Source organism: Sphingobium sp. HDIP04 (assembly GCF_000445085.1).
GTDB lineage: Bacteria > Pseudomonadota > Alphaproteobacteria > Sphingomonadales > Sphingomonadaceae > Sphingobium > Sphingobium indicum.
Window position 1 is genome coordinate 35782 of record NZ_ATDO01000060.1, and the last position, 23360, is coordinate 59141.

Annotated in this window: 24 protein-coding genes and 1 tRNA gene; 16 read left to right on the forward strand and 9 right to left on the reverse strand. The window is 65.4% G+C overall.

Annotation, left to right across the window (positions count from 1 at the left end; translation table 11 throughout):
* Positions 1 to 280: 280 nt before the first annotated feature.
* Genes zapE through L286_RS30380 form a run of 3 tightly spaced genes read right to left on the reverse strand, consistent with a single transcriptional unit; the run spans position 281 to position 2659 of the window.
* Positions 281 to 1393, reverse strand: a complete 1113-nt coding sequence (gene zapE / locus L286_RS30370) for a cell division protein ZapE (RefSeq protein WP_020817882.1) — start codon at positions 1391 to 1393, stop codon at positions 281 to 283.
* Entirely contained in the window at positions 1390 to 1836 is a 447-nt protein-coding gene (locus tag L286_RS30375; RefSeq protein WP_025160537.1) for a PaaI family thioesterase, read from the reverse strand. The genes zapE and L286_RS30375 overlap by 4 nt, the downstream gene beginning before the upstream one ends.
* A 34-nt stretch (positions 1837 to 1870) precedes the next feature.
* Positions 1871 to 2659, reverse strand: a complete 789-nt coding sequence (locus L286_RS30380; protein ID WP_007684273.1) for a succinate dehydrogenase iron-sulfur subunit — start codon at positions 2657 to 2659, stop codon at positions 1871 to 1873.
* A 154-nt stretch (positions 2660 to 2813) separates the two neighbouring features.
* Between L286_RS30380 and L286_RS30385 the strand changes: the two genes are divergently transcribed.
* From L286_RS30385 to L286_RS30395, 3 genes are read left to right on the forward strand one after another with little or no spacing between them, the layout of a single operon-like run.
* Positions 2814 to 3905: a hypothetical protein gene (locus L286_RS30385; protein WP_025160538.1), complete on the forward strand. Its 1092-nt coding sequence runs from the start codon at positions 2814 to 2816 to the stop codon at positions 3903 to 3905.
* The gene (locus L286_RS30390; RefSeq protein ID WP_020817879.1) at positions 3902 to 4996 is read left to right on the forward strand and encodes a CDP-alcohol phosphatidyltransferase family protein; all 1095 of its coding nucleotides are present in this window, start codon (positions 3902 to 3904) and stop codon (positions 4994 to 4996) included. Before L286_RS30385 ends, L286_RS30390 begins: the two co-directional genes overlap by 4 nt.
* The gene (locus L286_RS30395; RefSeq protein WP_020817878.1) at positions 4993 to 5421 is read left to right on the forward strand and encodes an HIT family protein; all 429 of its coding nucleotides are present in this window, start codon (positions 4993 to 4995) and stop codon (positions 5419 to 5421) included. The genes L286_RS30390 and L286_RS30395 overlap by 4 nt, the downstream gene beginning before the upstream one ends.
* Here the strand turns inward: L286_RS30395 and L286_RS30400 are convergent.
* Positions 5409 to 6176 (reverse strand): phosphocholine cytidylyltransferase family protein, encoded by a 768-nt coding sequence (locus tag L286_RS30400; RefSeq protein ID WP_013040652.1) that lies wholly within the window; start codon positions 6174 to 6176, stop codon positions 5409 to 5411. The two genes, L286_RS30395 and L286_RS30400, sit on opposite strands and share 13 nt — an antisense overlap.
* 119 nt (positions 6177 to 6295) lie before the next feature.
* On the opposite strand from L286_RS30400, the gene L286_RS30405 reads away from it, so the two are divergent.
* On the forward strand, positions 6296 to 7627 hold the full coding sequence (locus L286_RS30405; protein ID WP_020817877.1) for a lipopolysaccharide biosynthesis protein: 1332 nt from the start codon (positions 6296 to 6298) through the stop codon (positions 7625 to 7627).
* Between the two features lie 3 nt (positions 7628 to 7630).
* On the opposite strand, the gene L286_RS30410 is transcribed toward L286_RS30405, so the two are convergent.
* Together L286_RS30410 and L286_RS30415 are read right to left on the reverse strand one after the other, a co-directional pair.
* Entirely contained in the window at positions 7631 to 8734 is a 1104-nt protein-coding gene (locus L286_RS30410) for an NAD(P)/FAD-dependent oxidoreductase (protein ID WP_020817876.1), read from the reverse strand.
* Entirely contained in the window at positions 8731 to 9711 is a 981-nt protein-coding gene (locus L286_RS30415) for an alpha/beta hydrolase (RefSeq protein WP_020817875.1), read from the reverse strand. Before L286_RS30415 ends, L286_RS30410 begins: the two co-directional genes overlap by 4 nt.
* Before the next feature lie 42 nt (positions 9712 to 9753).
* On the opposite strand from L286_RS30415, the gene L286_RS30420 reads away from it, so the two are divergent.
* The 8 genes from L286_RS30420 (at position 9754) to L286_RS30455 (ending at position 17413) form a co-directional block, all read left to right on the forward strand.
* On the forward strand, positions 9754 to 10227 hold the full coding sequence (locus L286_RS30420; protein ID WP_013040656.1) for an A24 family peptidase: 474 nt from the start codon (positions 9754 to 9756) through the stop codon (positions 10225 to 10227).
* Between the two features lie 51 nt (positions 10228 to 10278).
* Positions 10279 to 11295 carry a Flp pilus assembly protein CpaB gene (gene cpaB / locus L286_RS30425; protein WP_013040657.1) on the forward strand — a complete coding sequence of 339 codons (1017 nt, stop codon included), beginning with the start codon at positions 10279 to 10281 and terminating at the stop codon, positions 11293 to 11295.
* Position 11296: 1 nt separating this feature from the next.
* Positions 11297 to 12796 carry a type II and III secretion system protein family protein gene (locus tag L286_RS30430; RefSeq protein ID WP_020817873.1) on the forward strand — a complete coding sequence of 500 codons (1500 nt, stop codon included), beginning with the start codon at positions 11297 to 11299 and terminating at the stop codon, positions 12794 to 12796.
* 17 nt (positions 12797 to 12813) lie between these two features.
* Positions 12814 to 13482, forward strand: a complete 669-nt coding sequence (locus L286_RS30435) for a CpaD family pilus assembly protein (protein ID WP_020817872.1) — start codon at positions 12814 to 12816, stop codon at positions 13480 to 13482.
* A gap of 1 nt (position 13483) precedes the next feature.
* Positions 13484 to 14770: a pilus assembly protein CpaE gene (locus L286_RS30440; RefSeq protein WP_007684258.1), complete on the forward strand. Its 1287-nt coding sequence runs from the start codon at positions 13484 to 13486 to the stop codon at positions 14768 to 14770.
* Positions 14771 to 14841: 71 nt separating this feature from the next.
* Positions 14842 to 15840 carry a type II secretion system F family protein gene (locus L286_RS30445; RefSeq protein ID WP_020817871.1) on the forward strand — a complete coding sequence of 333 codons (999 nt, stop codon included), beginning with the start codon at positions 14842 to 14844 and terminating at the stop codon, positions 15838 to 15840.
* A 13-nt stretch (positions 15841 to 15853) separates the two neighbouring features.
* Positions 15854 to 16846: a type II secretion system F family protein gene (locus L286_RS30450; protein WP_007684254.1), complete on the forward strand. Its 993-nt coding sequence runs from the start codon at positions 15854 to 15856 to the stop codon at positions 16844 to 16846.
* Between the two features lie 135 nt (positions 16847 to 16981).
* Positions 16982 to 17413 carry a DUF2147 domain-containing protein gene (locus L286_RS30455; RefSeq protein WP_020817870.1) on the forward strand — a complete coding sequence of 144 codons (432 nt, stop codon included), beginning with the start codon at positions 16982 to 16984 and terminating at the stop codon, positions 17411 to 17413.
* Between the two features lie 199 nt (positions 17414 to 17612).
* Here the strand turns inward: L286_RS30455 and def are convergent, their stop codons facing one another.
* Positions 17613 to 18143: a peptide deformylase gene (gene def / locus L286_RS30460; protein WP_007684250.1), complete on the reverse strand. Its 531-nt coding sequence runs from the start codon at positions 18141 to 18143 to the stop codon at positions 17613 to 17615.
* Between the two features lie 48 nt (positions 18144 to 18191).
* Positions 18192 to 18788 (reverse strand): recombination mediator RecR, encoded by a 597-nt coding sequence (gene recR, locus L286_RS30465; RefSeq protein WP_020817869.1) that lies wholly within the window; start codon positions 18786 to 18788, stop codon positions 18192 to 18194.
* A 187-nt stretch (positions 18789 to 18975) separates the two neighbouring features.
* Here recR and fmt point away from each other — a divergent pair, with 187 nt between their 5' ends.
* Both fmt and truA read left to right on the forward strand, forming a co-directional pair.
* Positions 18976 to 19884, forward strand: coding sequence for a methionyl-tRNA formyltransferase (gene fmt / locus L286_RS30470; protein WP_020817868.1), 909 nt, complete (start codon positions 18976 to 18978; stop codon positions 19882 to 19884).
* Positions 19885 to 19888: 4 nt separating this feature from the next.
* Positions 19889 to 20635, forward strand: coding sequence for a tRNA pseudouridine(38-40) synthase TruA (gene truA, locus L286_RS30475; RefSeq protein WP_020817867.1), 747 nt, complete (start codon positions 19889 to 19891; stop codon positions 20633 to 20635).
* A 27-nt stretch (positions 20636 to 20662) separates the two neighbouring features.
* Here truA and L286_RS30480 read toward each other — a convergent pair whose 3' ends face one another.
* The gene (locus L286_RS30480) at positions 20663 to 21382 is read right to left on the reverse strand and encodes a queuosine precursor transporter (protein WP_007684241.1); all 720 of its coding nucleotides are present in this window, start codon (positions 21380 to 21382) and stop codon (positions 20663 to 20665) included.
* A gap of 213 nt (positions 21383 to 21595) precedes the next feature.
* Here L286_RS30480 and L286_RS30490 point away from each other — a divergent pair.
* Both L286_RS30490 and L286_RS0124335 read left to right on the forward strand, forming a co-directional pair.
* Positions 21596 to 21672: transfer RNA gene (locus tag L286_RS30490), tRNA-Arg, on the forward strand.
* A 23-nt stretch (positions 21673 to 21695) separates the two neighbouring features.
* Complete coding sequence (locus L286_RS0124335; RefSeq protein ID WP_020817865.1) at positions 21696 to 23357, forward strand: AAA family ATPase; 1662 nt, start codon at positions 21696 to 21698, stop codon at positions 23355 to 23357.
* Positions 23358 to 23360: the final 3 nt, after the last annotated feature.

The window sequence follows — 23360 nt, forward strand, 5'->3', positions numbered from 1 at the left end:
CCGGAACCGCATGTGCGCTTAGGCCTATCCGGCCGAGGTTTCAACCGCGCAAAAGCCCTCAGGCCAATTTATCTTTGCAATTCATTCGCAGTTGCATTAATGGAGCCGCCGCCTCTGTTGCCCAAGCGCTCCTACCCTGGCGCATGGCCCTTCCCCGCAGCGGCCACCTGCCGCACGCCTCCCTTGACGGGGGCGTGCGGACCCTTTTCGCGAAACCGGATTGCAGGGGAACAAGCGCTTTGGTCCCGTCATCCTGGACCCAATCCATCGCGTGCCGGGGCTATTTCTCGCCGTGGCCCAGCGCCAGATAATCGTCGGACTGCATTTCCATCAGGCGCGACACGGTGCGCTCGAACTCGAACGCGCCATCCCCTTCGGGATAGAGGCGCGCCGGCTCCGCATCGGCGGAGGCGAGCAGCTTCACCTTATATTCGTAGAGCGCGTCGATCAGCGTCACGAACCGGGCCGCCTCGTTGCGCTTCTCCGGCCCCAGCACCGGAATGCCGACGATGATGACGGTATGATATTTGCGCGCGATCGCCAGATAGTCGGGCGCGCCCCGCGCCTCGGCGCAGAGGCGCTTGAAGGAAAAGACCGCCACGCCCTTCAGGCTCTTGGGCACATGGAGCGTGCGGCCGCCCTGGACCTTGATCTCCTCGACCGGCACCTTGGCCCGGTCCTCCACCGGATAGTCGGTCAGGCGGAAAAAGGCCTCCGACAGCGCCCTCGTCGCCTCCGGCCCGTTGGGCGCATGCCATAGCTGCGCATCGCCCAGGCGGTCGAGCCGATAGTCGGTCGGCCCGTTCAGGGTCATGACGTCCAGCTTCGCCTTGATAAGGTCGATGAAGGGCAGGAAAAGCTGGCGATTGAGGCCGTTCTTGTAGAGTTCGTCCGGCTCGCGGTTGGATGTGGTGACGATCGTCACCCGCCTTTCCATCAGGCCGGTGAACAGCCGCGACATGATGGCGGCGTCGGCCATGTTGTTGACGACCATCTCGTCGAAGCAGAGCAGCCGCGCCTCCTCCGCCAGCGAATCGACCACCGGCGGGATCGGGTCGCCCGTCTCCGACTTGCGCGCCTCGGCCAGCCGGGCGTGGACGTCGAGCATGAATTCGTGGAAATGGGCGCGCTTCTTGCGCTGGATATGCACCGTGTCGAAGAACAGGTCCATCAGCATCGATTTGCCGCGACCCACGCCGCCCCACATGTAAAGGCCGCGCGGCGGCTCGGGCGCCTTGCGCAGCAGCTTCCACAGGGTCGAACCGCGCGGCGGCGACGCCTCCAGCTCCTGTTGCAGCCCGTCGAGTCGCACTGCCGCCGCCCGCTGGTCGGGGTCGGACCGCAATTCGCCCGCGGCCACGAGCGCGTCGTAACGGGCGATGACGCTGCTCACTTGGAAAGCGGCTTCCTGGCTTCGGGCGCCTTGCGCACGGTCGCGTTCGATGCCGCGATCAGATCGTCATCCTGGAAAATGGTCAGGCGCAGGAACATCAGCCGTCCTGTTTCGCGCAGCAACTCCACCTCCGCGCGCAGGACGGGACCGATCTTTCCGGAACCACAATATTGCATGCCAAGGTCAACGGTCACCGCCGCCGCCTGTTCCGGACGGCCCATCGCCGCCAGGGCGGCGAAATAGGCATGGTCGGCAAAGGCCGCCAGCAAGCCGCCGTGCAGCAGGCCCAGGCGGTTGGCGTGCGACGGCCTGCTTTCCAGCATGACCGTCGCCCTGTCCGCCGCGTCGCTGCGCGAATAGCTGGTGCCGATGGCCGAATCGAGGAAGGTTCCCGGCGCCGTATCGGTCCAGCATGACCAGCCCGCCCAGGGCCCTTCGGCCACCGGGCTCAGACGACCCGTTCCGCCGCTCACCGCGTCAGAGCTGCCGTTCGACCATCATCTTCTTGGTTTCCGCGATCGCCTTCGCCGGGCTCAGTCCCTTGGGGCAGACATTTGCGCAGTTCATGATGGTGTGGCAGCGATAGAGACGGAAGGGATCTTCCAGTTCGTCCAGGCGCTCCCCGGTATATTCGTCGCGGCTGTCGGCCAGCCAGCGATAGGCCTGGAGCAGGATCGCCGGACCCAGGAACTTGTCGCTGTTCCACCAGTAGCTGGGGCAGGAGGTCGAGCAGCAGGCGCACAGGATGCACTCGTAGAGGCCGTCCAGCTTCTCGCGGTCGGCGGGCGACTGGAGCCGTTCCTTGCCGCTGGGCGCCGGGCTGACGGTTTGCAGCCAGGGCTTGATGCTGTTGTACTGCGCGTAGAAATGGGTGAAGTCGGGGACCAGATCCTTGATCACGTCCATGTGCGGCAGCGGCGTGACGCGCACTTCCTTGCCCGCGCATTCCTCGATCGAGGTGGTGCAGGCCAGGCCGTTGCGGCCGTTCATGTTCATCGAGCAGGAGCCGCAAATACCCTCGCGGCAGGAACGGCGGAAGGTCAGCGTCGGATCATATTCGTTCTTGATCTTCAGCAACGCGTCCAGGACCATCGGCCCGCAATTGTCGAGATCGATCTCGAACGTGTCGTAGCGGGGATTCTGCCCGGAGTCGGGATCGTAGCGATAGACCTTGAAGCTCTTGACGTTCGTCGCGCCGTCCGGCGCCTTGTGGGTTGCGCCCTTGGCGCTGATCTTGCTGTTCTTGGGCAACGAAAATTCGGCCATTGTTCGTCAAGCCTCTTCGGATAATCCTTCAGTCGGCGTTGCGCATAACAAAAAATCTGCAAAGGTCCAGCACTGACGCAATTCAAAAAACGGGTTTGCTTGATTTGTGGCGATCCTGGCCGCTACGGCGCGGCACACCCCGGAGACCAGTTCTTTGCCGACAGAGATCGCCTTCCTTGCCATTGCCGAAGCCCATCAGGTCTATCACTGGCTGCCGGCGGCGCTTGCCCTGTCGCGTCGGGCGGAGACGAAGGTGCATGTTCTTTCCCCGTCCCGGCTGATCCTGGACCTGGTCGCCAGCTATGATGAAGAAGGCGCGCTGAACCTCATCCGGCTGCGCCGACCGCCCACCCGACCCGACTCGCTGTTCCGCCAGCCTTCGCGGTTCCTGACGCTGATGCTGAACTATGCGGTCATCCGCCGCTTTCCTCTGCTGGTGACGACGGAGATTTCGAGCGGCTGGCTGCGCACGATGCCGGGTTTTTCCGCGCGGATGATCCAGATCAAGCATGGCGCGGGCGACCGGGAAGGCGGGTACAAGGCGCGCCATTCCGCCTTCGACCTGACGCTGGTCGCGGGCGAGAAGGACCGGCGGCGGCTGATCGACCGCGGGCTCTGCACGGCACAGGATTGCGTGGTCGGCGGCTATGCGAAGTTCGAGCTGAAGGCCGCGCGGCAACGCTTTTTCGACAATGACTGGCCGGTGCTGCTCTACAATCCGCATTTCGATGCCGAATTGTCGTCATGGACCCGCCATGAGCCGGAGGTGCTGGCGGCGCTGGAAGCATTGGAGGGATGGAACGTCATCATCGCCCCCCATACCAAGCTGGCCGGCCGCGCCGCGCCGATCCGAACGACGGCGCCCCATATCCGCATCGACATGGGCAGCCGCCATTCCATCGACATGAGCTACACGATGAGCGCGGACGTCTATCTGGGCGACGTGTCGAGTCAGGTCTATGAATATCTGCTCCATCCCCGCCCCTGCATCTTCCTCAATCTCGACCGGCGTGACTGGCGTGGCGATGAGGCCTTTTCCCACTGGCGGCTGGGGCAGGTGATCGAGGATATGGGCACCCTGCCACAGGCGCTTGATTGCGCGGCGGACTTGCAAGCCGGGTTCGTTGATGCTCAGGAGGCGGCCATGTCCGATTCCATCGAGCCATCGCCCACCCCCGCCTCCGAACGACAGGCCGACCTTATCCTCGATTTCGCGCGGAAATCCGAAAGGAACGCCGCAGCATGACGCAGACGATCATGACCGCGCTCGGCCCGGTGCGGCTACTGGGCGATAACACCACCCGCATCTGGGGCATGTCCAATGCCGAACGATGCCGCCGCATGGCCGAAAGCTCCGCGAAGAACGGCAGCACGTTGGCGGACGGCCATGAACTGCTGTTCAACCTGGCCTACGCCTTCGATCCGATGCTGCTGCGGCTGGCGCTGGAGGAGCCGGGAACGGTCTTCGCCTGGGGCGCGGCGCCCATCGTCGGACAGGTGCCGGCGGGCAGCGATCCGCTGGGCGCGGCGCATGTCATCGATCTTTCGGACGGGCGGAAGCTCTACAACCGGCAACTCCGCAAGCTGGAGCAACCCTTCGTCCGGGAACTCACCCCCGCCACCCGGCGCGACATAGAGCGGCAAAGCTATTTCGGCGCCTATAAGGGCGTCACCGACCTGCTCACCAAATATCTCTGGCCCGAACTGGCGCTTTGGCTGACTCGGCTGGCCGCCTCCATCGGCATGACGCCCAATATGGTGACGGCCATCGGCGCGACGCTCTGCGTGGCCGCAACCTGGTTCTTCGCGCAGGGACTTTATTGGACGGGCATGCTCGCCGGCTTCGTCTTCATGGTGCTGGACACGGTGGACGGGAAGCTGGCGCGCTGCACCATCACATCGTCCAAATGGGGCAATGTCGCGGACCATGGCGTGGACCTGATCCACCCGCCCTTCTGGTGGTATTTCTGGGGCGTGGGGCTTTCGGCCTGGGGGCTGGCGCTGTCGGCGCGGGACTTCGCGCTGGTGATGGCGGCGGTGATCGCGGGCTATGTTCTCCAAAGGGTGATCGAGGGAATGTTCATCAAGGATTTCGGGATGGACATCCATGTCTGGCAGCGGTTCGACAGCCGGTTCCGCCTGATCACCGCGCGGCGCAATCCGAACATGGTGATCCTGTTCGTCGCGCTGCTGGCTGGACGGCCGGACATCGGCCTGATCGCATTGGCCTGGTGGACGATCATCTCGCTGGCCGTCCATGCCGTCCGGCTGGTGCAGGCCTATGGCGCGAAGCGCGCCGGGCGGCCCGTCGTCAGTTGGATGGAGGCAGGCGCATGAACGCGACCATCAAGAAATTCGGTTATCCCGCCACACTGATCGCGGAGTTCGCGCACTGGCTGGTGCTGCTGCGCCCGGCCCAACCGACGCTGGGGTCGCTGGTGCTGGCGGCGAAATCCGACGCGGAGGCCTTTGGCGACCTGCCGCCGGCAGCCCATGCCGAACTGGCGAGCGTGACCAAGGCGGTCGAAAGCGCGCTCGGCCAGGCGGTCGGCTACGGCAAGATCAACTATCTGATGCTGATGATGGTGGACCCGCATGTCCATTTCCATGTGCTGCCCCGCTATGAGGGCAGCCGCGAACATGCAGGCGTTGCGGTCCCCGATGCCGGATGGCCGGGACAGCCCGACCTAGGCAGCGCGGCGAAACTTTCGCCGGACCAGATCGCCGCGCTGACCGGCTGGCTCAAACTCTACTTCGCGTAGCGCCCTTCGGCCAGCCAGCGGGCGGTGAGCGCATTCGCCGCCTCCACATCCTGCGGAAAGTCGACTTCCTGCCAGTCCAGCCCCTCGATGGAGACGGTGCCGACCCGGTTGCCCTTGGCGATGATGTCGATGGCGCGCAGATACCAGCGCTCCACCCCTTCGGGCGTGCGCATCATCTGGTCGATCTGGTTGCGGAAGATCGCGGCCCCCTCTCCCTTGAAGGCCAGCATGCCGATGGATTCGGCATTGGTGTCGTGCGGCAGCAACCGCTTGCCGATGGCGAGCAGGCGCCCCGTCTCGTCCCGGTTCACCTTCATGTCGTCATCGTCATAGTCGCCGGGCTTGACGTCCACGGTCACGGTGATGGCGTCCTGCGCCCCCGCGATCAGCTTCGCCACGATCTCGTCCGAAACGATGGTATCGCCGTTCAGGATGATGAAGTCCCGGTCCATCTCCTCCCGCACGATCCAGCAGGTGCCAAGGTTATCCGCCACCTGGAAGAAGGGGTTGAATACGGTGCGGATGCGCGCGCCGGTTTCGCGATAGAGTTGCAGCGCATGGTCCTCCACCCGTTCGGTGCGAAAGCCTGTGACGACCACGATGTCGGTCACTCCGTTCGCCACCAGCGCGGCGACCTGCCAGCTTATGAGGGTGCGGCCGTTGAAATCGATCATGCATTTGGGCACGTCGCGGGTCAGCGGCAGCAGGCGCGATCCCTGGCCCGCGGAAAGGATGATGGCTTTCGAAATAGTCATGGGGCGGGGCATTAAAGCAAAGACCGGCCGATGGACAGGGTGTGTTGCATCGCAGCCGGCCCAATCCTAGATAGGCGCGCGCCCCAGCGACGGCGTTGCATCGAAAGGCCGGAACCCAAGTGACGATCAAGCGCGGATCGGGTGGCGCTCAGGAAGGCTTCGCCCGCATCCTGGCGAACACCGGCTGGCTGCTGGGCGGCAAGGGCGTGGGCGCGGTGCTGAGCCTTGCCTATCTCGCCATCGTCACGCGGACCCTGGGCGTGGCCGATTTCGGCCGCTTCGCGCTGGTGCTGAGCGCCACCGGCCTCATCCAGACGCTGGTCAATTTCGACAGCTGGCAGATCGTGGTGCGCTACGGCCAGCCGCATCTGGCGTCCGGCAACGGCGACGCGCTGAACCGGGTGCTGCGCTTCTGCATCCTGATCGACCTGGGTTCGGCCGTCGCGGGCGGGCTGATCGCGGCGTTCATCATCCTCGCCTTCGGGCCGCTGATGCAATTGTCGGCTGGCATGGGTTGGCAGGCATGGATCTTCTGCATGGTGATGATGATCACCATCCGCTCCAGCCCGACCGGCGTGCTGCGGCTGTTCGACCGATTCGATACCGGCGCCTTCGCCGAAACCATGATTCCGGTCGGGCGCATGATCGGCGCGGCGCTCGCCTGGATGCTGATGCCCAATGTCACCGGCTTCCTGATTGCCTGGGGCGCTGCCGAACTGCTCTGCGCGATCAGCTACTGGTGGCTTGCGCTGCGCGTCGGGGGCGACAGGCTCGGAAGCTGGCGGGCTGGCCGGGCGCTGGACGCGCGCAGGGAAAATCCCGGCATCGTCGGCTTCCTCACCGCCACCAATTTGCAGACGACCCTGTCCTCCGTCGGCCAGCAGGTGGCCGTGCTGGTGGTCGGCCTGTTCGCGGGACCGGCGGGGGCCGGCCTCTATCGGCTGGCCAACCAGCTCGCCAATTCCCTGACCAAGATTTCCGGCCTGCTCTCCCGCAGCATCTTCGTGGAATTGAGCCGCACCCATTCCAGCCATGGCCATGAGGCGCTGGGCACGTTGTTCCGGCGGACCAACCGGCTGGCGCTGGTCGCAGGGGCGGTGATCATTGCCCTGATCCTAGCCGTCGGCCATCCCTTGTTGGGCCTGATCGCCGGCAAGGCGTTTCTGCCGGCCTATCCGCTGCTGCTGCTGCTGGGGATCGCAGCCTGCATCGACCTGGTCGGGGTCAGCTATCGTCCGCTGCTGATGGCGACCGACCGGGCCAGCCTTTCGCTGCGCATCACGCTGGTTTCGACTGTGCTGCTGCTGGGGATGCAGGCGGCCTTGCTGCCGATATACGGAACGGTCGGGGCGGCCAGCGCGAATATCGTCGCCTCGATCGCCGGCTTTGCCATGATGGGCCTGGCGAGCCGACGGGTCTTGACCCGGTCCGACATGAAGGAAGCGGGCTGAAACTTAACGGAACCGCGCCGGAGAATAAGGCGCCGGATCGATCCCCGCGATCTGCGGCGGCAAAGCCTCTCCCCTGAGAAGGGCAGCGCCCAGCAGAGCCGCCGCGGGCGAGGTCTGGATGCCGAACCCGCCCTGCCCGGCGAACCAGAAAAATCCCCGCGCCGCCGGATCGAAGCCATAGACCGGCGCGCGGTCGCGGGAGAAGCTGCGCAGCCCGGCCCATTTGCGCTCCACCGCCTCGACCGGCCAGTCGACCACCGCCTCGAAGCGGGCAATCGCTTCCGCCACCGCCATTTCCTCCGGCGCGGCGTCGCAGGGGGGCGATGGTTCCTCGTCATGCGGGGTCAGCCAGACGCGGCCCTCCCCTTCCGGCTTGAAATAGAATTGCGATCCAAGGTCCATGACCAGCGGCAGATCGGCCGAGGGCATGGCCGGCACGCGCAATTGCACCACTGTCCTGCGCAGCGGCGCAATGCCGATGGGCGCCACGCCGCAGGCCCTGGCCACATCGTCGGCCCATGCCCCCGCCGCGTCGACGATCACGCCGCAATCGATCGCGCCCGCATCGGTTTCGATCCGCCAACCGCCGTCCCGCGCTTCGGCGCGCCGCAACGCCGTGGCCAGCCGCACCTCGCCGCCCAGGCGCCGGAACCGCCGCAACCAGGCCTGATGCAGCGCCGCCACGTCGATGTCGCACACCCCCGGCTCCAGAACGCCCAGCGACCATTCCGGCCTTAGTCCGGGGACCAGCGCGGCGGGATCGACCGGAACCAGGTCCACCTTGGCGCCGAACTGCTCCAGCAGGCGGTCGCGCGCCGCCGCGTCTCCCGCCCGCCCGACATGCAGCGTCCGGCGCGGCGTCAGAAAGGGGCTTTCGCAAAAGTCCGGATCGGGCGCGGCCAGCATCGGACCCGACGCCGTGGTCAGCGGCTGGACGGCCAGCCCGCCATAAGTCTCCTCCCAGAAGGAGACTGCCCGCCCCGTCGCGTGATAGCCGGCGCTCGGCTCCATCTCCAGCATCAGCACGCTGGCACGGTCCGCCAGCACCGCGCCAAGGCTCGCCCCGGCGATCCCGCCGCCCACGATCACGATGTCGTGCCGGTTCATCCCGCGCCGATCCGGTTCGGGGCGACCTCATCCAGGAAGCGGTCGATGCGCGCCAGCGCGTCCAGCCGCACCGGGTCCAGCTCCCGCAATATCTCATGCGCCGCCTCGCGCCCGTAGACATGCAGCCGCGCGCCGACGATCCGCGCCGCGATCCGCTCGATGGCGGGCGTGGAGACCAGCCGGTCCGTCCGCGCCGCGAGTATGAGCAAGGGCACCGCGATCCGCTCGATCGCCTCTCCCTTTTCCAGCGCGCGGGTCGAATGCAGCGCCTGCGCCACCCATTTCCAGCTAGGCGGCCCCAGCGCCACCTCCCGCCCATGGTCGCGCCACCACAGTTCATCGGCATAGCGTTCGGGATCGTGGGTCAGCCGCTTCTGCCGCATGCGGCGCTGCCGTTCCGACTCCTCCTTCTGCGTCCAGGCCTGTTTTTCGGCAAAGCCCAGCGCGCACATCGCTTCGGCAATGGCCACCGCCAGCCAGCGGGGCAGCGGCGCGGTGCGCAGGCCCATCATCGGCGCGACGGTCACGGCCGCGTCGGGCGGCGCCATCCCCTCCGCCAGCGCGCGCAGCAGCAGGTGGCCGCCCATGCTGTGCGCGACGATGGCGCTCGGCCCCTCCCCCTGACCGCGCCAATCGGCGGCGAAGGCATCCAGGTCGGCGATCCATTGCCCGAAATCGTCGATATGCCCGCACAGCGGATCGGCGGTCGTGCGGCCCGATCCGCCCTGACCGCGCCAGTCGAAGCCGGTGACCGCCCATCCCCGGTCAGCCCAGTGGCGGATGACCTCAAGATATTTCTCGATCATGTCGCCGCGTCCGCCCAGCACCAGCATCCTGCCGCGACCGCCCTCGCCCAGCCGGTAGCGGCGCAGGCCCCAGCCGTCGGGCGCGGTCCAGTAATCGAGCCGCCCGTCCATCGGCCAGGCGCGCCGGTCGAAGGGGGCGGGAACGAAGCGGGGCGAATCCATGCGCCGCATGGTTACGCTTTGGTAAGCCATGCGGTCTATAGTTTCGAACCCATGATGGGGGATATTTTCCGAATGGCGCTGATCGGCGCCCTGGCATTGCTGCTGATCGTGGCGTCCGTCACAGATCTGCGGTCTCGCATCATCTCCAACCGGCTGAACCTGACGGTGGCCGGGCTGGCGCCGCTCTGGTGGCTGGCCTGCGGCCTGCCGCTCTGGCCGGGCATGGCGGTGCAGTTGCTGGCGGGGCTGATCGTGTTCATGGCGTTCGCCGTCCTGTTCGCGCTCGGCTGCATGGGCGGCGGCGACGTGAAGCTGCTGGGCGCGCTCGCGCTCTGGTTCCCCTGGCAGGCGACCCTGTCGATGCTGATGCTGATGGCGGTGCTGGGGGGCATCGTCACCATCGTGACCGTCGTGCACCATCGCATGACTCGGCGGCTGGGCCAGCCGCAAATCCCCTATGGCATAGCCATCTCGTTCGCGGCGCTTTGGCTGCTTGGCGAACGATATATTAACCAATTTGCGTGAATAAACGGGGCTCGGGCGCAACTCGTCCGATTGAGGGAGGCGAATTTCATCATGGATGCCAAGAAGATCGTGCTGCTGGTGGGGGCGCTGATCATAGCGGTCACTACAGCCTTGCTTGCACGCAACATGCTGAGTTCGTCGAGCGCTCCCCCGGCGGGCGCGTCGTCCATGCCGGTCGAGGCTGACCAGCCCCATGTGCTGGTCGCGACCAAGGCCCTGCCGGTGGGCACCATTTTGGACGCGGAGAGCTTCCGCTTCCAGCCCTGGCCCAAGGATCTGGTCGAGCAGGCCTATTATATCAAGGGCCAGGCCGATCCGCAGAAGCTGGTGGGCAGCGTCATCCGAACCGCCATTTCCGCCGGCCAGCCGATGACGCTGGGTTCGGTGATCAAGCCGGGTGAGCGCGGCTTCCTGGCCGCCGCACTGGGGCCGGGCATGCGCGCCGTGACCGTGCCGGTGTCGGCGCAGAACAGCGTCGCGGGCTTCGTCTTTCCGGGCGACCGCGTCGACCTGGTGCTGACGCAGAGCGTCAGCGGCGGCGGCGAGGGCGAACCGCTCAAGGTTTCCGAAACCATCCTGCGCAACCTGCGCGTGCTCGCCACCGACCAGCGCATGGACGCGCTGGGCGATGACGGCAAGCCGGTCGTCCAGACCTATTCCAACGTCACCATCGAAGTGACGCCCAAGATCGCGGAGAAGATCGCGGTGGCGCAGACCATCGGCTCGCTCTCGCTCTCGCTGCGCTCTCTGGCGGACAACAGTTCCGAACTGGACGCCGCCATCGCCGGCAGCGACGTGGACCTGCCCGACGGCAGCAATCCCAGCGCGGAAAAGAAGCTGCTGGCCAGCATCGCCGCGCGTCCGGTCGACAAGGGCAGCACCTATTCCACCGGCGCCGACGTCTCGCGCTATCAGCGCAGCAGCGTCCCAGCCAAGCCCTTGCAGAGCATGGGCGCTGGCGGCCCGGCCATGGGCGTGCCGGTCGGCGGAGCCATCGCCGGCCAGGGGCCGGTGATCCGCGTCGCCCGCGGAACCAGTGTGACCGTCGTTCCGGTCGGGGGGAAGTAAGATGAAGGGGTTTACAGTTCACACAGCGGCGGCCAAGCCGCTGCTCGGCCCGGCCATCGCGCTCGGCCTGGCGGTCGCCGTGGCTGCCGCTCCGACGAGCGCGCTCAACGCCGCGCCCGCCTCCATGCAGGACAATGCGATCCTGCTCTCCGTGGGCGGCAGCAAGGTCATCAACCTGCCCGCCAAGATGTCGGACGTGGTGATCGGCGATCCGGACGTGGTCGACGTTCATGTCCGGTCGCAGAACCAGCTTTACCTGATCGCGAAGAAGGCCGGGGAAACCACCGTCTTCGCGACGGCGACCAACGGCAAGGTGCTGTTTTCCGGCACGGTGCGCGTCGGCAACAACCTGACCAGCATCGACGACATGCTGAAGCTGGCGATGCCGAACGCGGACATCGCGGTCAACAAGATGAACGGCATGGTCCTGCTGACCGGCACCATCGCCGCGCCGGAAGACGCGGCGGAGGCCGAAAGGCTGACCCAGGCCTTCGTCGGCAAGGAAGTGACCGTGGTCAGCCGCCTGCGCACCGCGACGCCGCTTCAGGTCAACCTGCAGGTCAAGATTGCCGAAGTGTCCCGCGATGTCGGGCACAAGATCGGCATGAACTGGAAATCGCAGGATCTGACCGGCGGCAAATGGGCCGGCGGCATCGGCGGCGGCACCCGAGACGCCATCACCTTCAACAGCGGCGGCGGGGGAACGTTCAACTTCACAGCGGATGGCGGCTACAGCCTTGGCGGCGTGGCACGCGTGCTGGGCCTCGACATCGGCGCGGTGCTGGACCTGGCGGAATCGAGCGGCCTTGCCACCACCCTCGCCCAGCCCAACCTGACCTCGCTGTCCGGCGAAACCGCCAGCTTCCTGGCGGGCGGCGAATATCCCTATACTGTCAGCAACGGCACGCAGGGCAACAGCATCGAATTCAAGCAATATGGCGTGCAACTGGCCTTCACCCCGACCGTGCTGGCCGATGGCCGCATTTCGCTGCGCGTCCGCCCGACGGTGTCGAGCCTCGACTTCTCCGTCGACTCCAGCGTGCCCGCGCTCAGGAGCCGCACGGCCGAAACCACGGTGGAACTGGGTTCGGGCCAGGCCTTCATGATCGCCGGCCTGCTCAACAACGACACCGCGAACAGCATCAGCAAGGTTCCGGGCATCGGCAACCTGCCGATCCTGGGCAGCCTGTTCAAGTCGCGCAACTTCCAGCGTCATGAGACGGAACTGGTCATCGTCGTCACGCCCTATCTGGTGAAGCCGATGAACGCATCCGACGTGCGCCTGCCGACCGACGGCTTCCGCAACGCCAATGAGGGCCAGGGCCTGTTCCTGCAACAGGGCCATGACGGCATCAGCGGCGCGCGCGCGCCCATGCCGAGCCGCGCGCCCGGCGCCCCGGCGCCCACGCCCGGCCCGCAGGCATCGGCCGCTCTGCCGCCCGTCGCCTCCCGTGACATCGGCAAGCGTTCGAAGGACGCCGCGCCGGGCTTCAGCTTCTGATCCGAAGGACGAAAGACATGACTTTCCAGTCTCGCAAGACCCTCTTGCTCTTTGGCGTCCGCCTCGGCACCCTCGCCCTGATGGCGTTGCCGCTCTCCGCCTGCCAGACCGACCAGGCCGCCAATCGCGGCGTGCAGTCGGTCCATCAGCCGGTCGTCAGCAACGCTGCCTTCACCTACGACGTGCAGGCAGGCGCCGATGGCGGCCTCACCGCATCGGAGGCCCGCCGGCTGGACGACTGGTTCGTTTCCATCGGGCTTGGCTATGGCGACCAGGTCGCCATCGCGACGGACGCGGGCTATTACAGCCCGGCGCTGCGCGAAGGCATAGCCGATGTGGTGGCGCGCCACGGCATGCTGGTGGGCGAAGACGGCACCGCCGTCGCCGGCGCCGCGCCGCAGGGGGCCGTGCGCCTGATCGTGCGCCGCGCCACCGCCAGCGTGCCGGGCTGCCCCGACTGGTCCGACAAGCCGGAAACCGACCAGCAATTGGGCACGTCGACCAATTTCGGCTGCGGCGTGAACGGCAATCTGGCGGCGATGATCGCCAATCCGGAGGATCTGGTGCGCGGCCAGACCACCGACAGCGACCTGCGCACCGCCACGTCCAACCGGGCGATTTCGACCTATCGCGAAAAGGCGCCGACCGGCTCCGGCGACCTTAAGACCCTGTCGGGAGGCAATTGACATGAACGCACCCTGGAAACCCGGCGCATCCGGCCAGCGTGACCCCTTCCATGCCTTCGTCTGCGACGATCACAGTTTCGACCTGCTGCGCGTCGTCGCGGCGGAAATGGGCTGGGCGCCGGAAAAGGTGAACAAGGGCGGCATGCGCAACGCCGTGCAGTCCCTGTCGATCACCGCCTCGCCCCAGATCCTGTTCATCGACATGTCGGAAAGCGGCGATCCGCTGAATGACATCAACAGCCTGGCCGAAGTGTGCGAACCCGGCACCGTCGTCATCGCGGCGGGCCAGGTCAATGACGTGCGCCTCTATCGCGACCTGCTGGCCAGCGGCATCCAGGACTATCTGCTCAAACCCTTCGGCGCCGACCAGTTGCGCGATGCGCTGGCCCAGGCGCAGGCGGTGTTCTTCGCGCCCCGCGACGCGGGGCCGGAACGTCCGCATATGACGGCGGCGGTGATCGGCACGCGCGGCGGCGTGGGCGCGTCCAGCATCGCCACTTCGCTCGCCTGGCTGCTCAGCGACAAGCAGAAGCGCCCGACCGCCCTGCTGGACCTGGACGTCCATTTCGGCACCAATGCGCTGGCGATGGACCTGGAGCCGGGCCGCGGCCTGACCGACGCCATCGAAAATCCCAGCCGCATCGACGGGCTGTTCATCGAACGCGCCATGGTGCGCGCAAGCGACACGCTGGCCATATTGTCGGCCGAAGCGCCGATCAGCCAGCCGTTGCTGACCGACGGCGGCGCCTTCTACCAGTTGCTGGAGGAGTTCCGCGCCGCCTTCGAATGCAGCGTCATCGACCTGCCGCGCGCCATGCTGATCCAGCATCCGCACCTGATGAGCGACGTGAACGTCACCGTCGTGGTCACCGAACTGACCCTGGCGGCGGCGCGGGATTCGATCCGCATCCTGTCCTGGCTCAAGACCAATGCCCCGCAATCGCGCGTGCTGGTGGTCGCCAATCGCGTCCACCCCGGCGCCCCGGAAATCAGCCGCAAGGATTTCGAACAGTCGATCGAGCGCAAGGTCGACGTGCTGATCCCCTTCGACCTCAAGGTCGCTTCGCAGGCGGCGAAACTGGGCAAGACTCTGGCGGAAACGGCCAAGGGCAGCAAGGTCGGCGCCGCCTGCAACACCCTGATGGATGCGGTGGTGGGCGCGGCGGAGGATGCGGAGGCCGATGAAGGTCGCCCGACCGCGTCGAAGAAGGGCGATTCCCTGCTGGGCAAGATCAGCGATCTCAAGAGCATGATCCCTTCGCGCCGCAAGGACAAGGCTTCGGCCTGAACAGGACGGGGCGTGCCGCCTGAGGGCGGCGCGTCCGCTTTGATGGAACCGGACGGGGAACGGGCAGGCACATGAACGGCAATATCATCCTGATGGCGGTGCTGCTCGCAACCATGCTGGGCCTGGTCGTCATGGCCTTCAGCGGCCCGTCGCCCGAAAAGGCGCAGAAGCGCCGCATGGAACTGATCCGCGGCCGGCACAGCGATTCCACCGACGCCATATTGGAAGCGCGCATGCGCAAGGCGATTTCGAACCGCCCCGCCGGCAATGAAGCGTCGATGCTGGTGTCCCTGGTGCCCAACCCGGAAAACCTTGCCAAGCGCATCCGCATGACCGGCAAGAAATGGACGGTCAGCCAGTATATGACGGCCTGCGCGGTCATATTCTTGGTTCTGTGCGCACTGCTGATGCTGCGCGGATTCCCGCCGCTGTTCGCGGTGATGCTGGGCCTGGCCGCGGGCCTGGGCCTGCCGCATATGTGGGTCAGCCGTCTGATCAAGGGCCGCGTGCTGAAGTTCAACGCCAAATTCCCCGACGCGCTGGAACTGCTGACCCGCGGCCTGCGCTCCGGCCTTCCCATCGCAGAGACGCTGAACGTCGTGTCGAACGAGGTTCCCGGTCCGGTGGGGGAGGAATTCAAGCTGATCACCGAACGCATCAAGATCGGCAAGACCATGGACCAGGCGTTGCAGGAAACCGCCGACCGGCTGGGCACGCCCGAATTCCAGTTCTTCGTGATCAGCCTGGCGATCCAGCGGGAAACCGGCGGCAACCTGGCGGAAACCCTGTCCAACCTTGCCACCGTGCTGCGCCAGCGCGCCCAGATGAAGCTCAAGATCCGCGCCATGTCCTCCGAATCCAAGGCGTCGGCCTATATCATCGGCGTGCTGCCGTTCACGGTCTTCGGCCTGATCTGCTACATCAACTATGATTACATGTCGCCCTTCTTCACGCCCGATCCGGCGGGGTTGTTCGGCCTTTCGACCATGCAGGTGATCGGCATAGGCGGCATGTGCTGGATGAGCATCGGCGCCTTCATCATGGCGCAGATGATCAACTTCGAGATTTGAGGAAGCCGACAAGATGGAAAGCACACCCGTCCCCGCCGGCACCCTTTTCGGCCTGACCGCCACGGATTTCGGCACGCTGCTCGCCGCCCTGGCGACGCTTGCGACGCTGTTCGCCCTCTATGCGGTCATGACCGTGCGCGATCCGATGGCCAAGCGCGTCAAGGCGCTGAACGAACGGCGCGAGCAGTTGAAGGCGGGCATCACCGCCTCCACCGCCCGCCGCCGCGCCAAGCTGGTGAAGAAGAACCAGGCGACCGACCAGATGCGGTCGTTTCTTTCCAACCTGAAGGTTCTGCAGGACGATCAGCTCAAGGAAGCGCAGATCAAGCTGGCGCAGGCGGGCATCCGTTCGAAGGACTGGGCGGTCGCGGTGATCTTCGGCCGGCTGATCCTGCCCATCGTCATCGGCGGCATGGCGGCGCTGCTGCTCTATGCCGTGGGCATCTACCCGGAATGGGGCGGCGCCAAGCGCTTCATGGCGTTCGCCGGCGCGCTGCTGCTCTCCTACAAGGCGCCCGACATCTTCATCGACAACAAGATTCAGAAGCGTTCCGCCGCGATCCGCAAGGGGCTGCCCGACGCGCTCGACCTGCTGGTGATCTGCGCGGAGGCCGGGTTGACCGTCGACGCCGCCTTCAGCCGCGTCGCCCGCGAACTCGGCAAGGCCTATCCGGAACTGGGCGACGAATTCCACCTGACCGCCATCGAACTCAGCTTCCTTACCGAGCGGCGCATGGCGTTCGAGAATCTGGCCACCCGCGTCAAGCTGGACGCGATCAAGGGCGTGGTCACGACCATGATCCAGACGGAAAAATACGGCACGCCGCTGGCTTCGGCCCTGCGCGTCCTGTCCGCCGAGTTCCGCCACGAACGCATGATGCGCGCCGAGGAAAAGGCCGCGCGCCTGCCCGCGATCATGACCGTGCCGCTGATTCTCTTCATCCTGCCGACCCTGTTCGTCGTCATTCTGGGTCCGGCCGCCTGCTCGATCAGCCAGGCCTTCTAAATTCTGGAGGACGCAGCAAGGGGCGCTGCCGTAGCGTCCCTTGCTGCGCCCCTTAAGGCCGCTGATTTTCCGCCTTGGCGAAGCGGCCGATCCTGCCCTATCCCCTTTTGCAAAGACGCAAATCCGGAGAGGTCCATGGTCGCCTTCACCCGCATCGCCGCCCGCGCCGCGCTGCTCATCCCGCCCCTGCTCGCCGCCCTGCCCGCGCAGGCCGCGCAGCCCATCACCGGCCGCTGGGCCACGGTCGACGGCAAGGCCATCGTCCAGATCGCCCCTTGCGGCAAGACGCTCTGCGGGCGGATAGAGAAGATCGTGAAGCCCACCCCCGGCCGCCCCCCGACCGACATCAAGAACCCCGATCCGGCCCAGCGCGGCAAGCCGCTCACCGGGCTGGCGCTGCTCACCGGCTTTGCCGATGCGGGCGATCTGTGGAAAGGGTCGATCTACGACCCCGAAAGCGGCAAGACCTATAACAGCAAGGTCAGCCGCAACGGCGACGGCACGTTGAAGGTGCAGGGCTGCATCATGATGTTCTGCAAGACCCAGACATGGACGCCCGCGCACTGATCGAATGACCCCTTTTGGATGAATCCAGCCATCCCCCCTCCCGCAGACGGCAGGGGTTCAGGGGGTGGGCCAGCACGACATCAGCGGCGATTCCCGGCGGCCAGGCCGGAAGCTGGCCGCGCTCGCCCTCAGCCTCCGGCCCAAAAAAGAAATGCCCCGGCGACGGCCGGGGCATTTCTTTTCATCTCTGTCGCCCGGTTCAGGCCGCCTTGCGCGCCTTGGTCAGCTTCTTCATCAGCATGTCCCGCTTCAACCGGGACAGATGGTCGATGAACAGCACGCCCTGCAGATGGTCCATCTCATGCTGGAGACAGGTGGCCAGCAGCCCTTCCAGCCGCTCCTCATGGATGCGTCCGTCCCTGTCCATCCAGCTTGCCCGGATGCTCGCTGGCCGCTCCACTTCCGCGAACTGGTCGGGGACGGACAGGCAGCCTTCATTATAGACCGACAGATCCTCCGACCCATCCAGGATTTCCGGATTGATGAACACCATCGGCTTCTTGACCGGCGGCGCGCCTTCCTCATCGGATTCGGGTTCCTGCAGGTCGATCACCAGCACCCGCTTGGGCACGCCCACCTGGATCGCGGCCAGACCGATGCCCGGCGCGTCGTACATGGTTTCGAACATGTCGTCGATCAGGCGCTGCAAATCGTCATCGATCGCCTCCACCGGAGACGAGATGGTGCGCAGGCGCGGATCGGGCGCCTCCAGGATGGGAAGAATGGCCATGGCGTCAAAATAATCGGGCGGCCGGAAAATTTCAAGCGACCGCCACAGTCACCCCAGCGGCCGCCGCGCCCGAAGCGCCTGCGCCAACGTGCCCTCGTCCAGATAGTCCAGTTCGCCGCCCACGGGCACGCCATGCGCCAGTTGCGTCAGGCGCACGGGAAAGCGCTCCAGCCGTTCGGCCAGATAATGGGCGGTGGTCTGTCCCTCCAGCGTCGCGTTCATCGCCAGCACCACCTCGTCGATGCCGCCCGCCTCCACCCGCGCCACCAGCGCATCGATGGACAGATCCTCCGGCCGCACGCCCTCCAGCGCCGACAGCCGGCCGCCCAGCACATGGAAGCGGCCCGGAAACAGCCGCGACTTGTCGAGCGCCCAGAGGTCCGCCACATCCTCCACGACGCAGAGCGCCCGCGCATCCCGGCGCGGATCGGCGCAGATGCCGCAGGGATCGACGGTGTCGACATTGCCGCACAGGCTGCACGTCACCAGCCGCTCGTTCACCGCGTCCAGGGCGCGCAGCAGCGGCTCCAGCGCGGATTCCCGCTTCTTGAGCAGGTGCAGCACGGCGCGCCGCGCCGAACGCGGGCCAAGGCCGGGCAGGCGGGAGAGCGCCTGCGTCAGCGCTTCGATCTCTGGAGAAGCCATGGAACCGGAATAAGGGCTTGCAAGTCGTGTACACAAGGGGTTTGAGGTGCGTCTTTGAAAATGCGCCTCTCAGCGCTTTTCGGAGGCGGCGCGGGCCCGCTCCCCCACCCGGCCACCCAACGGCAATATCATTTGGGTGGCCGGGTGGGGGAGCGGGCCGGCGCCGAGACCCAACAAAAGGCCCGCCATGCGTATCGTCTATATGGGAACCCCCGATTTCGCCGTTCCGGCCCTGGTCGCGCTGGCCAAGGCGGGGCATGGGATCGTCGCCGCCTACAGCCAGCCGCCTCGCCCCGCCGGACGCGGCAAGGCGCTGCGCCCCTCCCCCGTGCATGCGAAGGCGGAAGAGATGGGCATAGAGGTGCGCACGCCGGTTTCGCTGAAGGATGCGGACGTGCAGGCCGCCTTCGCCGCGCTGAACGCCGATGTCGCGGTGGTCGCCGCCTATGGGCTGATCCTGCCCCGCCCGATCCTGGATGCGCCGCGCCTGGGCTGCATGAACATCCACGCCTCCCTCCTGCCCCGCTGGCGCGGCGCTGCGCCGATCCAGCGCGCCATCCTCGCCGGCGACAATGTCACGGGCGTCACCATCATGGACATGGAGGCAGGGCTGGACACCGGCCCGATGCGCGCCAAGCATGTGACGCCCATAGAGGACAAGACCGCCGGGGCATTGACGCGGGAACTGGCCGATGCGGGCGCGGAACTGATGGTCGAGGTGCTGGACGACATCGCCCTCCATCCCCCCGTCGCCCAGCCGGAGGAAGGCGTCACCTACGCCTCCAAGATCGAAAAGGCGGAATCGCGGATCGATTTCGGCCGCGACGCGCATCAGGTCGAACGGCAGGTGCGCGCCTTCAACCCGGTGCCCGGCGCCTTCTTCGAATATCGCGGCGAGCGCTTCCGCATCCTTGCCGCCCATGTCGAGGGGGATGAAGGCCCGGCGGGCGAATTGCTCGACAGCAGCCTGCTGATCGGCTGCGGCCATGGCAGCATCCGCCCGACGCTGATCCAGCGCGCCGGCAAGGGCGCCATGTCGGCGGGCGAATTGCTGCGCGGCTATGAGATGCCGGCGGGCAGCCGGGTCGACGCCTGAACCCATGGCCCGTTTCGCCTTCACCGTCGAATTCGATGGCCGCCCCTTCATGGGCTGGCAGCGGCAGGCCCATGGGCCGAGCGTGCAGCAGGCGATGGAGGACGCCATCTTCTCCGTCACCGGCGAACGGGTCGCCGTGCATGCGGCGGGCCGCACCGATGCCGGCGTCCACGGCCTTGGCATGCGCGCCCATGCCGACATTGCGAAGGACATGATCCCGTTCCGCCTGATGGAGGCGCTGAATGCGCGCCTTCGGCCGGCGCCGGTCGCGATCCTCGCTTGCGAGACCGCGCCGGACGACTGGCATGCGCGCTTCTCCTGCACCGGCCGCTCCTATGTCTATCGCATCGTCAACCGCCGCGCCCCGCTGACCTGGGAAAGCGGACTGGCCTGGCGGGTGATCCAGCCGCTGGATGCGGAGGCGATGCAGCGGGCCGCGCAACTGCTGGTCGGTCGGCACGACTTCACGACCTTCCGCTCGGTCCATTGCCAGGCGGAAAGCCCGGTGAAGACGCTCGACCGGCTGGACGTGGAGCGTGCGGGCGACCGCCTGGCCATCCATGCGGAGGCGCGGTCCTTCCTGCACCATCAGGTGCGGTCGATGGTGGGATGCCTCGTCATGGTGGGCATGGGGCGCTGGTCCGTCGGCGATCTGGAAGCGGCGCGGGATGCGAAGGATCGGGCGGCCCTGGGGCTGAACGCGCCGCCGGACGGGCTGTATTTCGTGAGCGCGCATTATCGCAACGCGTGAAACGCGCGCGCGGGCGGGAGTGCTGGGTTAAAGGCTCGTCCGGAACGGCGTGAAATTCGTGCCCTCGTCGAACACGTCCAGCCCCTCGGCGCGCTTGAGGCGGCCAACCACCACATAGGTGACGGGCGTCAGCACCGCTTCCCAGGTGACCTTCATCAGCCAGTTGGTGACCATCACCGTCGCCACCTGCGCGCTGGTCCAGTCGCCGTAGAAGGCGAGCGGATAGAAAAGCAGGCTGTCCACCCCCTGCCCCACCACGGTGGAACCGATGGTGCGCATCCATAAATGCCGGCCCTGCGTCAGCAGCTTCATCTTGGCGAGGACGAAGCTGTTGGCGAACTCCCCCGCCCAGAAGGCGGCGACGGAGGCGAAGACGATGCGCCATGTGCTGCCGAACACCGCCTCATAGGCCTTCTGGTCCGGCCAGCCCTCCGCCGGGGGCAGCTTCACCACCACCCAGCTCATCAGCGCCATGAACAGCATCGCGCCAAAACCGGCCCAGACGCAACGCCGCGCCCGCGCATAGCCATAGACTTCGGTGAGCACGTCGCCCAGCACATAGCCCAAAGGAAAGAAGAGGATGCCGGCGCCAAAGGTGAAGCCGCCCAGCGTCGAGAGCTTCGCCGCGCCGATCAGGTTGGACAGCAGCAGGATCGCGACGAAGCCCGCCATGCAGAAATCGAAATAGCGCAAGGGCCGCCCGCCCAGCGCATAGGCATCGATTTTCCTGACCCCCGCATCGCTCATGCGCCCCTGCATATCGGGCCGACGCGCAAATGCAATGCCGCCCATGATTGCAAGCTGGGCGAAGCCCCGCTATCGAACGCGCCGACGGCCCCGTAGCTCAGCTGGATAGAGCATTCGCCTTCTAAGCGGAGGGTCTGGGCCGCGAAAGGGATGGGAGTAGTGTAGGTTAGCCGTTGCCGGTGTTCCAGCGAACCGTGTAGCGAACCGTATTGGGGCCCCGTAGCTCAGCTGGATAGAGCATCGGTCTTCTAAACCGAATGTCGCGTGTTCGAATCACGCCGGGGTCACCATCATCAGGCCGGGGGGCAAGCGAGTGCGTGTAAAGGGGGTTCACTACAAGCGGTTCAAGCGCTTTACCGATCTCAAGATTGAGAATCTGCCAGAGACGGCCAAGCTGGTAATCGTCGCGGGCCCCAATGGGAGCGGGAAGTCTTCTTTCTTCGAAGGGCTATACTCTTGGTACCGGGTCAATTGGAGCCAGCTGGGGCACAACTGGGACCCGTTGTATTACGAAAAGCAGATAGAAGAGCTGGAAGAAGAAGGTGTCTCCGAAGCCGAGCGCGTACGGCGCGTTGGCAGCCGCCAGAATTGGCAACAGGCCATTACGGTCGAATTCCACGGCGCAGAACCCACCGATCCCGATGAGCGCCGCAAAGCGGTGTATGTACGATCAGCCTATCGCAATGATCCCTCGTTTCAGGTAAGCAGTTTGTCCCGAATGGGGTCGCCCTTGCAGGAAACCCGGTTTAATCGGTTCAGCGAAAATGACGCTACGGTCAGTATCAATTACCAGCGGCTAGCGTCGCAGAGCTTCAAAGCAGCGTTCACCGACGAAGACCCTAGCACAACGATCGGGGAGTTTCGGAAGAAAGCCATTGGAGAAATCCAAGACGCGATGAGACGCCTGTTCCCGGACCTTGTTCTCAATGATTTTGGTGACCCTCTAGAAGACGGGACATTCTTCTTCGACAAGGGAACTGCCAAGAGTTTTTCGTATCAAAACTTGTCCGGGGGCGAAAAGGCATCTTTCGACCTGATATTGGATTTGATCGTAAAGCGAAAGACCTATGACAATACAGTCTATTGCATAGACGAACCGGAAGCGCACATGAACACGCGCCTCCAAGGTGCGCTGCTTGAAGAGCTATTCCGACTTGTGCCCGATAATTGCCAGTTGTGGCTCGCTACGCACTCTATCGGGATGATGCGCCGCGCACGGGATATTGCAGCCCAACACCCTGGCGAAGTGATCTTCTTAGATTTTGGCGACAAGGATTTTGACCAGCCTACTATATTGGAGCCTGAGGTTCCTAGCCGAGCATTCTGGCAACGGGTTCTTCACGTCGCTTTTGATGATTTAGCGGCTTTGGTCGCCCCGGCGCGTATAGTGATCTGCGAAGGCGCGCCGTTGGGAGCGAATAACGGGCCCAATGCTGCCTTAGATGCAGCCTGCTACGACCGAATTTTCGAGCACGAATACCCGGACGTGAAGTTTATATCCGCCGGGAGCTCAAATCAGGTGGAAGCTGACAGATTGGCGCTGATGGAGGCTATGAAGGCATTGGTGTCGGGGGCTGAGATTACTAGGCTTATCGACAGAGATGACCATAGCCCGGAGGATGTTGCTGACCGCGAAAAGCAAGGAATCAGAGTGCTGTCGCGGCGTAATATTGAATGCTACCTCTACGATGACGAGGTTCTGGGAGCCTTGTGCGATAGCGTAGGAAAGGCTGACCTCACTGGTGCGCTCCTTGCGGAAAAAGAGAAAGCTATTCAGAAGATTACCGAACAGGGAAAGCCCGCCGATGACATCAAATCGGCCTCGGGCCTGATATATAACGCCGCCAAGAGCGTGTTGTCGCTCAACTCGGTGGGCAACAACGCAAAGGCCTTCATGCGGGCAACCCTTGCGCCGCTAGTAACCCCAGATATGGCGATCTATAAGTTATTGAAGGCCGACATATTCAAGGAGTGACCA

Bases quoted from the DNA above. Each gene is read 5' to 3' on its own strand.
- L286_RS30450 (WP_007684254.1), top strand. From the start codon at position 15,854: ATGGAAAGCACACCCGTCCCCGCCGGCACCCTTTTCGGCCTGACCGCC.
- L286_RS30395 (WP_020817878.1), top strand. From the start codon at position 4,993: ATGAACGCGACCATCAAGAAATTCGGTTATCCCGCCACACTGATCGCG.
- L286_RS30415 (WP_020817875.1), bottom strand. From the start codon at position 9,711: ATGCGGCGCATGGATTCGCCCCGCTTCGTTCCCGCCCCCTTCGACCGG.
- L286_RS30440 (WP_007684258.1), top strand. From the start codon at position 13,484: ATGAACGCACCCTGGAAACCCGGCGCATCCGGCCAGCGTGACCCCTTC.
- L286_RS30380 (WP_007684273.1), bottom strand. From the start codon at position 2,659: ATGGCCGAATTTTCGTTGCCCAAGAACAGCAAGATCAGCGCCAAGGGC.
- def (WP_007684250.1), bottom strand. From the start codon at position 18,143: ATGGCCATTCTTCCCATCCTGGAGGCGCCCGATCCGCGCCTGCGCACC.
- truA (WP_020817867.1), top strand. From the start codon at position 19,889: ATGGCCCGTTTCGCCTTCACCGTCGAATTCGATGGCCGCCCCTTCATG.
- L286_RS30390 (WP_020817879.1), top strand. From the start codon at position 3,902: ATGACGCAGACGATCATGACCGCGCTCGGCCCGGTGCGGCTACTGGGC.
- L286_RS30480 (WP_007684241.1), bottom strand. From the start codon at position 21,382: ATGAGCGATGCGGGGGTCAGGAAAATCGATGCCTATGCGCTGGGCGGG.
- L286_RS30420 (WP_013040656.1), top strand. From the start codon at position 9,754: ATGATGGGGGATATTTTCCGAATGGCGCTGATCGGCGCCCTGGCATTG.
- L286_RS30410 (WP_020817876.1), bottom strand. From the start codon at position 8,734: ATGAACCGGCACGACATCGTGATCGTGGGCGGCGGGATCGCCGGGGCG.
- L286_RS30430 (WP_020817873.1), top strand. From the start codon at position 11,297: ATGAAGGGGTTTACAGTTCACACAGCGGCGGCCAAGCCGCTGCTCGGC.
- cpaB (WP_013040657.1), top strand. From the start codon at position 10,279: ATGGATGCCAAGAAGATCGTGCTGCTGGTGGGGGCGCTGATCATAGCG.
- L286_RS30435 (WP_020817872.1), top strand. From the start codon at position 12,814: ATGACTTTCCAGTCTCGCAAGACCCTCTTGCTCTTTGGCGTCCGCCTC.
- fmt (WP_020817868.1), top strand. From the start codon at position 18,976: ATGCGTATCGTCTATATGGGAACCCCCGATTTCGCCGTTCCGGCCCTG.
- L286_RS30400 (WP_013040652.1), bottom strand. From the start codon at position 6,176: ATGACTATTTCGAAAGCCATCATCCTTTCCGCGGGCCAGGGATCGCGC.
- recR (WP_020817869.1), bottom strand. From the start codon at position 18,788: ATGGCTTCTCCAGAGATCGAAGCGCTGACGCAGGCGCTCTCCCGCCTG.
- L286_RS30445 (WP_020817871.1), top strand. From the start codon at position 14,842: ATGAACGGCAATATCATCCTGATGGCGGTGCTGCTCGCAACCATGCTG.
- L286_RS30455 (WP_020817870.1), top strand. From the start codon at position 16,982: ATGGTCGCCTTCACCCGCATCGCCGCCCGCGCCGCGCTGCTCATCCCG.